Annotated in this window: 5 protein-coding genes; 4 read left to right on the top strand and 1 reads right to left on the bottom strand. The window is 63.3% G+C overall.

Annotation, left to right across the window (positions count from 1 at the left end):
• Position 1 precedes the first annotated feature (1 nt).
• Positions 2–1,324: a DNA replication/repair protein RecF gene (recF, locus tag HMPREF3157_RS04625; protein WP_016663528.1), complete on the top strand. Its 1,323-nt coding sequence runs from the start codon at positions 2–4 to the stop codon at positions 1,322–1,324.
• Entirely contained in the window at positions 1,321–2,109 is a 789-nt protein-coding gene (locus HMPREF3157_RS04620; RefSeq protein WP_232049683.1) for a DciA family protein, read from the top strand. Before recF ends, HMPREF3157_RS04620 begins: the two co-directional genes overlap by 4 nt.
• Positions 2,110–2,411: 302 nt before the next feature.
• Here HMPREF3157_RS04620 and HMPREF3157_RS04615 read toward each other — a convergent pair whose 3' ends face one another.
• Positions 2,412–4,520, bottom strand: a complete 2,109-nt coding sequence (locus HMPREF3157_RS04615; RefSeq protein WP_016663530.1) for a bifunctional metallophosphatase/5'-nucleotidase — start codon at positions 4,518–4,520, stop codon at positions 2,412–2,414.
• Positions 4,521–4,840: 320 nt separating this feature from the next.
• On the opposite strand from HMPREF3157_RS04615, the gene HMPREF3157_RS04610 reads away from it, so the two are divergent.
• The gene (locus HMPREF3157_RS04610) at positions 4,841–10,111 is read left to right on the top strand and encodes a S8 family serine peptidase (RefSeq protein WP_016663532.1); all 5,271 of its coding nucleotides are present in this window, start codon (positions 4,841–4,843) and stop codon (positions 10,109–10,111) included.
• 599 nt (positions 10,112–10,710) lie between these two features.
• Positions 10,711–12,786, top strand: a complete 2,076-nt coding sequence (gene gyrB / locus HMPREF3157_RS04605) for a DNA topoisomerase (ATP-hydrolyzing) subunit B (RefSeq protein ID WP_070435664.1) — start codon at positions 10,711–10,713, stop codon at positions 12,784–12,786.
• Positions 12,787–12,840: the final 54 nt, after the last annotated feature.

Raw genomic sequence — 12,840 nt, 5'->3', positions numbered from 1 at the left:
GATGCACCTCAAGGCGCTCGAACTCCTCAACTACCGCTCCTACGCACACACCCTCCTTCGCTTCACGCCCGGGATCACCGTGTTTGTGGGTGCGAACGGCCAGGGCAAAACGAACATCGTCGAGGCCCTCTGGTACCTCGCGACCCTCTCTTCGCACCGAGTCGCCCATGACGCGGCCCTCGTGCGGCGAGGCGAGAAGACCGCAATCATCCGCGCGATGTGCGAACGCTCCGGCCGCGACGTGCGCATCGACATGCAGATCGCCCCCGGCCGCCCCAACGAAGTGCGCCTACATTCGCAACCACTCGCACGCGCCCGCGAGGTCCTCGGGCAGGTTCGCGCCGTGATGTTCTCTCCCGAAGATCTCGCCCTCGTCAAGGGCGAGCCCGAAGGTCGCCGGCGCTTCCTCGACGAGATCCTCTTCGAAATCGCCCCGCGCTTTGCGAGCATCAAATCGGATTACGACAAGGTTCTGCGCCAGCGCAACCACCTTCTGAAACAGATGCGGGCGATGAACAGGGGGCGAGGCGGCACACACGGGCCCTCCGACATTGGCGGCATGGACCCGCGCGAAGCCGCCGAATCGACCCTCGCCGTTTGGGATGAGCAGCTCGCGCGTCGCGGAGCTGAACTCATGCGCGCGCGCCTCCACCTCGTGAATCGCTTGCGACCCCACGTTGGATACTCCTACCTGCGGGTTTCAAGCGATGAAGGCGCCGACCCTAACCTCGGTCTCGGCCCCGACGGCCGCGGCGCCGTCACGAGCCCCGCGAACATCCGCTACACCTCGACCATTCTCGAGGGTGACCTCGCCGCCGCGAGCGACGCCGAAACGACGCGCGACGAACCTCCGCTGCCGAGCCTCCAGCAGCTCCACGACGCCCTCCTCGCCCACATCGCCGAACGCCGCGACGACGAAATCGAGCGAGGCGTAAGCCTCGTGGGCCCCCACCGCGACGACCTCGAGATCCGCCTCAGTGACTTCCCCGCCAAGGGGTACGCGAGCCACGGCGAATCATGGTCGCTCGCCCTCGCTCTCCGACTCGGCTCCTACGACCTCCTCACGATCGAAGAAGGCGACCTCGGCGACGGCGAACCGATCCTCATCCTTGACGATGTCTTCAGTGAACTCGATGCCCACCGCCGCGAACGCCTCGGGCGCATCATCAAAGGCGCCGCGCAAGTGCTCATCACAACCGCCAACGACGCCGACATCCCCCGTTCCATCGGCGACGACGTGCACGTCATTGACGTGGTCAAGGGTTCCGCCACCGCGCGTGACGACGGACCTCGAGGGGCGAGTAGTCAGGGGGCCACGTGGTGAACGGCGATAACCGTGCATCCCTCAACCCCTACGCGCTCGGGACGTGGCAACGCCGCCCCGAGCAGGGCTACCCCGAGCAGGGTCGCCCGGAGCCGGGACACCCTGACGAGCAGACCGGTCGCCCAGTTCCGTTAGGCGTCGCGGCGAGCAACGGCAGTGAAGCGCGGCCGCACCATGAGAAACGTGGGATCCCGGAGGGCGAGGAAAGCGTCGGAACGGAGCTGAGCGAGGAACTCGCGCCCGACCCCGATGCGAGGCCCCGAGACTTCGCGCGCCCCGAAGAGCTCGGCCGGCGCGCCCTCAACCAGGCTCGCGCCGCCGCCAAAAAGCACGGATACCGGCCGCGTGCGAGTAGGCTGACGCGCCCCAAGGGCGATCCGCGCGGCGAGAGATCGCAGGGAGCGGGGTATTCGGGGGCGCGGCCCGATCCGCGCGATCCTCAGCGCCTGAACACCGTGCTCGAAAAGATGCTCGTGAACCTCGGGTGGGATCGGGGCCTGAGTGCGGGGCGTGTGCTAGCCGAATGGGACGACATCGTGGGGCCCGCTATCGCGCAGCATTGCCACATCGAAAGTTTCGAGGAGGGCGTGCTCGTCGTGAGCACGGATTCCTCCGCGTGGGCGGCGCAGCTTCGAATGCTCGGCCCGCAGATCATTACGCGAATCCACGAACGGGTGGGTGCGCAGGTCGTGAGCGAAATCAAGGTTGCTGGACCGAGTACGCAATCGTGGAAAAAGGGGCGCCGCACGGTGACGTGGCGCGGTCCGCGCGATACCTACGGGTAGTGCAGCCGCGGTGAAAGTGGTGAAAAATCGCCCCCTCACGTAGGTAGATGGCGCTTTTTGGCTCTTTTTCACCACTTTCGTGATCGGGGTGGTGATGTGTGAAGTGGGTGAGGGGCAAGTGAGGCGGAGCGGGGGAAATTAGGGAAGGGTTAGGGGGTGTAGGGGAGTGGTAAGGGAGGGGGTGAAGGCTGGTGAGGAGGGAGGAGTCAGGGGTGGTGCTGGCGGTGCTGGGGTGTGTGAGGCGCAAAGAAGGGCCGAAGCCACCCGGCTCCGGCCCTCCTTTTTACGGGGCACCTATGAGATCAGGCCCGACGCCTGCGAGCGATCATCGCGCCACCCGCCGCAAGGAGCGAGAATGCCACACCTGCAACGGCGAGGCTTTCCGCGCCCGTGCGCGGGAGCGGGCCGCGCGCCCGCGAGGGAGCAGAGGGCTTCGAGTGATCGGCATCGTCGTCCGAATCGTTGATCGGAATCGTCTCGCCGCCATCGGAATCATCAGCGGAATCATCAGTTTCTCCGTCAGCATCCCCATCAGCGGAAGCCCCGTCGTTCGGCTCGTCCACGAGAGTGCCCGAGTCACCGGAAGGCTGCGCCACCTCATCGTCGGCGGGAAGATCAACCGCGGGAGCAGCCGAGGTGCTCACGTCCCAGTTCTTCGCAAAGAAGTTCGCCGGGTCGATCGTCTTGTTCTTGGTCGCCCATTCGATCATGAGATCGCGGATCGCCACCTGCTCGTCATAGACAACCTCGGCCTCCTTGACGGCCGGGTAACCCGAGCCGCCCGACTGTCGATAGTTGTTGAGCGCGAGGATGAACTCGTCGTTATCTTTCACGGGGGTGCCGTCGGGCCACGTGAGGTTCTCGATGCGCTCTCCAACGGGCTTGGAGATGTTGATGTGGTAGCTCACGCCCGAGAGCACGTCGTAGGAGTAGTCGGGAATGCCGCGGGTCATGCCGTCGTACTGGGCGTTCGTGACGGTCGACCAATCGTCGATCTTCGCGCCCTCCTCCTGCTGCTTGTAGTAGCGAGCCGAGTGCTCGAGATATTCCTTGAGCTGAGTGCCATTCATCTTCACGCCCAAGAGGGTGTTGTCGTAGATGTAGAGCGAAGCCATATCGGCGATCGTGACATCGCCCTTCTTGAACACGGCCTCGCGTGAGAACGGCGAGGCTTCAGCAACGATCGGCAGGCCTTCGTTCTTTGTGCCCTTCATCGCGCGCTTGATCTCTTCGGTCTGCACGTAGTTGATGAAGTCGAGGATCGCGGTGTCTTCCCAGGCCGAAGTGGCGGCGGGCATGTCCTCGGTGGCCTTGGCGACGACCGTCTCGACCCATTTCTTGGTCTTCTCGTGCCAATCGGAAATGAGCTTTTCAATCTCCGGATCGGCCGCGTAATCCGCGGCCTTGACGGCTTCGGCGCTCGGCTTCTCCTTCTCGTTCCAGTCGACAACAACCTTGTCATTGTCGAGGCTCAGTGGGATCGTCACGTTCGAAAGGAAACGCCCGTGGTAGCCAGGCTGCGTGAAGAGAACCTCGTGACCGTCCTTGTTGGTGTAGTAGTTCTGCACCTGATCGGTCTGGTGCGAGTGGCCGCCGATCACGACGTCGACGCCGGAGGTGTTCTCGGCGATCGAGCGCGCGGCATTCTCCTGGAGGTCAGCGGCCTTCCACTCGTAGCCCTCCGGGTCGAGGCCGGTGTGGGCGAGAACGACGACGACATCCGCGCCCTTCTCCTTGACCTCGGGAACGTACTTCTGGACGGCCTCGACCTGGTCGCCGAAGTTAAGGGACTCAACCTTCTTGCCGTCCCAGCCGGGGATGCCGGGCGTGACGACGCCGATCACGGCGATCTTCACGTCGTGGCCATCGGCAGTCTTCTTGTTCACGAAGGTGTAGGGCTCGAGGTAGGGCTTGCCGGTCTTTTTATCGGTGACGTTAGCGCCGAGGAGCGGGAAGTCGAGAGCGCCCTTGTAGTCCTGGAGTTCGTCGAGGCCGTAGTTGAACTCGTGGTTGCCCACAACGCCGGCGTCGTACTCGAGGTAGTTGTAGATCGTCGCGATCGGGTCAACGTCACCCTTGGCGTGGTCGCGCTTGTAGACCGTCTCGAGGGAGGACCCCTGGTTCGCGTCGCCGTTGTCGAGGAGAGCAACAGCGCTCTCGCCCTTGTCCTTGCGGATCTCCGTGATCGCGGTTGCGAGGTGGTCCATGCCGCGAAGGTTCTTCGGGTCCTCTGGCGTGCCGAAAGGCTTGCCCGTGAAGTAGTTGTAGTTCAGCGCCGTGCCGTGGGTGTCGGTCGTCGCAAGAATCGTGATGTCTTTGATGTCGGTTCGGTCGCCGTCGGCCGCGAACGCGGGGGCGCCCGCGGTCAAAAGGAGTAGGCCTGTGAGCGCAGCTGCCGTTGCTTTGCGCATGGGATCTCCTGGAGAGGGTGGGGGGACAATAACGGGCTTTTCAGAATTTAAGCGCAGAAAGTTACGGGTGGGTGAATGGCGGAGCACGGCATGGAGTCGTTTTGGCAGGGCCGGAGGGTTCCGACGGATGACCAGGCCTTTCGTTTTTTCCGTGTCATTTTTTGAGCAACCGGCCACTTAAGTCCCGCAATGTGTCTAGGCTTCTGTGATAACTGAGTCACAGAGCCGCTTCTCGTTCTTCCCTTGGCCCCGGCCCGGCGCGTTGCAGATCCCGGTGTTCTCGGTTTGATTCCTCGCAGTTTTATTCAAAGGAGAACACTGTGTCCCCAGGCTTTATGCGCAAAGTTCTTGCCGCGTTGTCGGTGAGTGCTGTCGCCGCGGGTTTTGCCGTCCCGGCAGCGCTCGCTGCACCTACCGATGACCACGAATCAGCGTCGGCGATCTCGCAGATTCAGCGCGCGGCGATTCAGAAACAGCGTGAGAAGCGGGGCACCCGCCCCGTGTCTAACGAACGCGTGCGCGTCGTCGTCATGCTGAAGGAGCAGCCGTCGGCCCCGAGCGAATCCGGCGAGAAGAGCCGCCTTTCGAACCAGGCAAAGTTGCTTGAGTCGTGGAAGGCGAAGTACGGCCTGAAGGTGGATCGACAGTTCGGGTATCTCGTCAATGGCTTCAGCGCCGAAATGCCCGAGGGCAAGATCCAAAACCTCGCGACCGAGAAGCAGGTCGCCTCGGTGCGCCGCGAGCGCGTGTACTACCAGAGCGAGTACTCGGCGCGTGAGCTCCAGGGTGTTGCCCAGGCGTACAAGGACTTCGGCGTTGACGGCGAGGGCACGGTGATCTCGATCATCGACTCGGGTGTGTACGCCCAGCACCCGGATATGCGCCTTGACGACGGTGTCTTCAAGAACGCAAAGATCACGAGCATCAACCCCGAAGCGGCCGGCAAGTTCAATGAGAAGGTGCCGACGGGCTACAACTACGCGGACGACAACTTCGAGGTCATGGACCTCACCGATTCGCAGCACGGCCAGCACGTCGCGGGTATTACCGCGGCGAATGGCTCCGAGGGGGACACCCCTGACTTTGCCTCGACGGGCCGTATCGATGGCGCAGCACCCAATGCGCAGTTGCTTGCGATGAAGGTCTTTTCGAACGACCCGAAGAAGTCCTCGGGGGCGAATGATGGCGACATCATCGCCGCGATCGAGGACTCGGTGAAGCTCAAGGCCGATGTCATCAATATGTCTCTTGGCAGCCCGAACGGTGTCCCGGATCTTTCCGACGGCGCCTATGAGGCCATGAAGAAGGCCCGCGAAGAGGGTGTGATCACGCTCGTGGCCGCCGGTAATGAGGGGCAGAACTTCTCGCTCGAAGGTGGGCCGGACGACGTGCTTGGTCGCCTCGATGACGGTACGGCGGGCAGCCCCTCGACGAATGATTCCGCGTTCTCGATCGCCTCGGTGAATAACTCGACGCTGAGTGTTCCGCTTGTTTATTTCGAGGCGAACGGCGAGCGCACCGATATCGGCTACCTCGAGGGCGTGGGTGAGCCTGACGCGAAGCCTCACCCGTATCAGTACGTGGGTCTCGGCCGCCCGGAGGACTACAAGGACGGCATCGACCTCAAGGGCAAGTACGCGCTCATTTCGCGCGGCGAGATTTCGTTCGCGGAAAAGTTCCAGTACGCCCTTGACCACGGCGCGGAAGGCGTCATGGTGTTCAACAGCGATGGCGAAGAGGGGTACCGCGGCATGGCGGGCATCGACAAGTTCAAGACCTTCGGTGCGGCCCTCACGAACGAGCAGGGCCACCAGCTGATCGACGCCCTTAAAGCAGACCCGAACGCGACGGTCACCTTCACGGACCAGATCAAGCAGGATCCGGCTCCCGACGGTCTCGAGCCGAGTTCGTTTACCTCGTGGGGAACCCCGAACGACCTGTCATTCAAGCCGCAGCTCGCGGGTATCGGCGGCAACGTGTACTCGACCGTCGGCGAAAACGAGTACGAGAACATGAGCGGCACGTCGATGGCGACCCCGAATGTCGCGGGCCTCAGCGCGCTTCTCACGCAGAAGTTCGAGGAGCGCTTCCCGGACATCACGGGCAAGGAACGCGTTGAGCTCATCGAAACGTCACTCATGAACACCGCGAAGATCCTCGAAAACGAGGACGGCACCCCGTACCTCCCTCGCCAGATCGGTGCGGGTCTCGCGGAGGTCGATCGCGCGCTCGCAACTGACGTCACCGCTACCGTCGACGGCGAGGCAGCCGTCGCACTGAAGCAGATCAACGGGCCGACGACCTTCACGGTCACGCTCACGAACCGCGGCGATCAGGACCGCACGTTCAGCATCCCCGCACAAAAGGTGCTCGGGGAAACGAATGAGGCGGGAAAGCCCACTCTTGCCACGGTCTCGAATGAGAGCCTGGCGGCGTCGGCCTCGAACGTGACCGTGCCCGCGGGCGGAACCGCCACGGTGCAGTTCACCCTCACCCCGCACACCGCTGCGGGTAATCACTTCATCGAGGGCTGGGCCCAGTTCAAGGGCGAGAATGGCGCGCTTGACATTGCCGTTCCCTACCTCGGTTTCGTGGGTGACTGGAATGAGGAGAACATCATCCAGGAGCCGGGCAAGCCGTGGATCGAGGATGGCCCCGCCGACAACACGAACCTCGTGGGTTCCCTCGGTGAGGCCACAACCCAGCTCAACAACCCCGATGAGAAGCCGCTCGCGCTCTCCCCGAACGGCGACGGCGTTCTCGACACGGTGACCCCGGGCATGCTGCTCATGCGTAACGCGGATGAGGTCGAATACGAGATTCTCGACGCGAACGGCAAGGTTATCGCGAGCCTCGGCAAGGATGAGATGCTGCGACGCATGATCGGCTCGAAGGTGCCGACCGCGTTCGACGGCGACCTCACGTTCATGGGCCGTTCGTTCGACGGCACGCTGTGGGATAAGTCGACGGGTAAGCAAACGCCCTTTGCCGACGGCTCCTATACGTTCCGCCTCAAGGCACGCATCGCCGAGGGTTACGAGCCGCAGATCACGGACCTGCCGTTCACGGTGGACACCGCGGCACCCACGATCGACATTCTCGACAAGGAGCCGGGCCGCGTGCATTTCACGGCCGTCGATAATCAGGGCGGCACGGGCATCCTCGACGATCCGATCGTGCTCGACGCGAGCGGGGAGCAGCTTACGGTCGAAAAGCAGGCCGACGGCAGCTTCGTCGCCACGTTCGATCCGGCAACCCCGTACGTCACGGTGGGCGCCGTCGATCGCGGCTTCAACGAGGCCTCCACTATCGTCACGTTCAGCGATGCGCCTTTGTTCGTCAACGTGAACGGGCACAGCATCCCCGAGGGGGAGAGCGCGTACGTGGGTAAGGATTCCGACGGTGCCCTCGAAGTGTCGGGCGTTGTCCAGGGCGAGGTTTCCCGCGTCACCGTGAATGGTGAGGACGCGAAGATTACCGATGGCACGTTCGAGTACGTCGATAAGGCCTACAAGGGCCCGAACCCGTACACGCTCGAGGTCATCGCCTACGACGCTTCCGGCAAGGAGGTCGCACGGCGCACGATCACGGTCGAGCAGGACGCGCAAGCGCCCACCATCACGATCGACAAGAGCGCGCTCAACGACAATGGCAAGCTCGTTGTGGGCGAGGACGGCAGCTTCACGCTCTCCGGCACGATTACCGATGAGCGCGAGAATGCCAACCTGAAGGCGTGGATCTTCAACGAACCTGTCGAGGTCAAGCCGGATGGCACCTTCACGTACACCGAGAAGGTCGATCCGAGTGTTCCCGTCGTGACCGTGGTGGCGAGCGATGGCGCCACTGAGGGCACCCTCGATGTCGAGATCGAGGGCCGCGAGGCGCCCGCCCCCGAGGAGAAGCCCGAGGACAACGGCTTTGCTCGCCCGACCTACGACATCGAGACGTGCAATGCGGAAGAGAACTGGTGCGATATCAGCTCGAAGAGCGAGGGCGTAAGTGAGGATGGAAAGACTCTCCACCTCACCGGCAAGATCCAGGATCCCGTGAGCTCGATCGAATTCATCCCGACGTCGCGTGCGAAGGACGGCACGATCACGAGGAACGAGCCGATTGCCGCAACGATCGAGGGCGACACGTTCAGCGTTGACCTCCCGATCGACGTGGGAATCATCGATTTCCACCAGATCGTGAAGGACGACAAGGGTGAGGAGCAGTTCAGTGGCTCGTTCCGCCTATGGGTGGATATCAAGCCGCCGAGCCTCCACTTCACGGAGCCTGGCCTCGTGGGCGGCACGCTCTACACGAACACCGATGACGTCACCTTCAAGGGATCGATCAGCGATGACGGTTGGGGTCACTACCTTGCGATCAACAACGAGTACCTGACCGACTTCGTGCGGCACAACCACCCCGGTGAGGAGGTTAATCGCCAGGAGTTCGAGCACCTCGTCACCGTCCGCGACGGCGACAAGCTCCTCGTGTACTCGAACGACTCGATGGGCAATGAACTCGTTGCGATCATTCCCGTCGTTGTCGACAAAGAGGCTCCCACCGTTGGCATCGACACCGTCAAGGACATGGAGGTGATCCGCGACCAGCGCGAGCTCGAAGCGTGGGGCGAGGATCCAAACCTCGCCAACGTCGCGGTGAGCCTCAACGGGAAGGAGATCTACAACGAGGACACCGAGCTGACGAGCAAGGCCGCAACGATCGACGGCGTGCTCGCGCCGCCCGAGACGACCGACGGCGATAATGCTGGCGAGGTCGCCCCGAACAGCGTGAATGCTGAAGAGGCGGCTTCCGATGCAGGCGATAGGAGCGTGCCTGAGCCGACGACCGTCGTGGATGGCACCGAGACAAGCACCGCGCAAACCCGGCTCGGCACGAGAATCAAGACGGCCGATCTTCCGGTTGGTTTCTACACGGCAAGCGTGAAGGCGACGGATCTTGCCGGCAACGTCACGACGCACACCACGACGTTTATCGTCGACGACGATGCCGTGATCGAAGGACCCGACACGGTGGCCTTCGAGGTCGAGCACGGTGCGCTCGCTGACCAGGCAGCCGCCGCGAAGACGGTGCTCAGCCACTTCACGGTGACCGACGACGGCTCGGCGTTCAAGGACGGCGACACGACTCTCGCGCTCGCTCCCGGCACGGTTCTCGTGCCAGGCGAGCAGAAGGTCACGCTCGTCGCGACGGATGCCGACGGCCGCTCGGTTGTGCGAGTCGTGACGGTGACCATTACCGAGAAGCAGAAGGCGCCCGAGCCCAGCACTCCGGAGAACCCGGCGAACCCGGGCGATGACGCTCCCGAGCGCCCCGCGAACCCGGATACCGATGGCGGGAGGAACCCCGGTAAGCCGCCCGTGAAGGGTGGCAGCGAGGGTTCTCAGGCCCCGGGTAAGCCCGACGGTTCCTCGGCCGAAGGTCCGTCGAGGATTCCGTCGAAGGATGCCTCCTCTCATCGCGGTTCGCATATGCCGCGCACGGGTGCGGAGATCGCGGCTACCGCGGGTGTTGCGGCGCTCATCGTGCTCGGTGGCGTGGTGGCCGTCGTTGTTGCTCGCCGCAGAGGCGGCAAGTAGGGAGCAGCGAATGGAGAACAGGGCTGTGATGGTGTAAGGCCCTGATGTGGCTCGGAAACGGGCCGAGAAATGGTGGGGTGCTGGAGGCCGGCAAGCGTCGGACTCCGCACCCCACCTTTTTCCCTTTGAATTGCATAGGGGTTGTGGGGGTTATTCCGCCCCGCCCCTTTGGATTGCATAGGGGTTGTGGGGGTTATTTCGGTCTGGCCCGGTCCGCTCCGCCCCGTCCTGCTCCGGTCCGCCCCGGCCCACTCCGCACCGCCGGGTGGTTCAAACCCCCGTTAGCCCTATGCAATTCGAAGTTGTCGGTCGCCCAAACCCCCACAACCCCTATGCAATTCAAGGGGGGAGGGGTTGTGCCGCCCGACACACGCCACCTCGATCTGTACGCATGAACGCACTTTCACCGATGCTGTGCGGTAAAATTTGAGGGTTGAGAGTGGTCGAGACTCGCTCAGCGGCCCGCAAACGGCCCTGAGAGGCCACGGGCCCCCACGGTGGGCCTGGTCCCCTACACAGGGGTCGTCGTGGTTTACGGGCCCTCGATCCTCACACCCGGGCTCAACCGACCCGGCGTTGACCATCAAGGAGATTCCTTCGTGAGCGAAGCCCAGGAAAACGCACCGCATTACGACGCCTCGGACATCACCGTCCTCGAAGGCCTCGAGGCGGTTCGTAAACGCCCAGGCATGTACATCGGTTCGACTGGCGAGCGCGGCCTGCACCACCTCGTGTACGAAATCGTCGACAACTCGGTTGATGAGGCGCTCGCGGGCTACGCGAGTGAGATCACCGTGGACGTCCTCGAGGACGGCGGCGTGCGCGTGATCGACGATGGTCGCGGTATTCCCGTGGCGATGCACCCCACCGAGAAGAAGCCCGCCGTTGAGCTCGTGCTGACGGTGCTCCACGCGGGCGGCAAGTTCGGTGGCGGCGGCTACGCGGTCTCGGGCGGTCTGCACGGCGTGGGCTCGTCCGTCGTGAACGCGCTTTCGAAGCGCCTCGAGGTCGAAATTAAGCGTGACGGTTACGTGTGGCGCCAGCAGTACACGCACGGCGTGCCGAACGCCCCGCTCGAAAAGGGTGAGGAAACCACCGAGACCGGCACGAGCGTGACGTTCTGGGCCGACGGTGACATTTTCGAGACCACCGAGTACGAGTTCGAGACGCTGCGTAAGCGTTTCCAGCAGATGGCCTTCCTCAACAAGGGCCTCAAGATCACGCTCACCGATCACCGCCCGGTCGAGGATCCCGTTGACGATGATCTTCCCGATCTCGACAATCTCGACCAGGATGTCGACGAAAACGATGGCATCAACGATGCGGCGCGCCCCACCGAGGCTGGCGCCGACACCGCGGAGAAGCCCAAGACGAAGTCCGTGACGTTCCTGTACGAGCAGGGCCTTGAGGATTTCGTCAAGTACATCAACAAGCAGAAGCGTGCCGAGGTGATCCACCCGGAGATCATCAGCTTCGAGAGCGAAGACACCGACCACATGATCTCCGTGGAGATCGCGATGCAGTGGACCTCCGCGTATTCGGAATCGGTGCACACGTACGCGAACACGATCAATACGCACGAGGGTGGCACGCACGAAGAGGGCTTCCGCAGTGCGCTCACCGGCGTGATCAACCGCTACGCGCGAGCGAACAACCTCATGAAGGAAAAGGACGCGAACCTCACGGGCGAAGACATCCGCGAGGGCCTCACGGCCGTTGTATCCGTCAAGCTCGGCGAGCCTCAATTCGAGGGGCAGACGAAGACCAAGCTCGGCAACACGATCGCGCGCACGTTCGTGTCGAAGGTGATGACCGACAAGCTCGCGGACTGGGCGTCGGCCCACCCGAATGAGATGAAGACGATCGTCACGAAGGCGCAGTCGGCGGCCGCGGCCCGCGAGGCAGCCCGCAAGGCGCGTGATGCGACCCGCCGCAAGTCGCCGCTGGAAACGGGCGGTATGCCCGGCAAGCTTCGCGACTGCTCGAGCCGTAACCCCGCGATCAGCGAAATCTTTATCGTCGAGGGTGACTCGGCAGGCGGTTCGGCGGTGTCGGGCCGCGACCCGAAGACCCAGGCGATCCTCCCGATCCGCGGCAAGATCCTCAATGTCGAAAAGGCCCGGCTTGATCGCGCGCTCGACAACGCGGAGGTGCGCTCGCTCATTACGGCGTTCGGCACGGGCATTGGTGAGGATTTCGATCCCACGAAGCTGCGCTACCACAAGATCATCCTCATGGCGGATGCCGACGTCGACGGCCAGCACATTTGCACGCTTCTGCTGACGCTGCTGTTCCGGTACATGCGCCCGCTCATCGAGCTCGGCCACGTCTTCATCGCGATGCCGCCGCTGTACCGCCTCAAGTGGACGAACGCGCCACACGAGTACGTGTTCAGCGATGCGGAGCGCGACCGCAAACTCGAAGAGGGCCGCGCGGCCGGTAAGCGCATCCCGAAGGACAACGGCATCCAGCGCTACAAGGGTCTCGGCGAGATGGATTGGCGCGAGCTCCAAACGACGACGATGGACCGCGACCTTCGCACCCTCAAGCAGGTGACGATGGCTGAGGCCGCCGACGCCGACGCGGTGTTCAGCGTGCTTATGGGCGACGACGTCGATGCGCGTCGCCGGTTCATTCAGGAAAACGCGAAGGACGTGCGCTTCCTCGATATCTAAACCGGTGCCCCGAGGGGTAAGCAGCGGTTATTGAGAGAGCATTCACGCGAGGAA

Origin of the sequence: Dermabacter sp. HMSC06F07, from assembly GCF_001807345.1 — a bacterium.
GTDB classification, from domain to species: domain Bacteria; phylum Actinomycetota; class Actinomycetes; order Actinomycetales; family Dermabacteraceae; genus Dermabacter; species Dermabacter hominis.
Note: the sequence above shows the minus strand (reverse complement) of the source record. Positions and strands in the feature narration are given on the sequence as shown.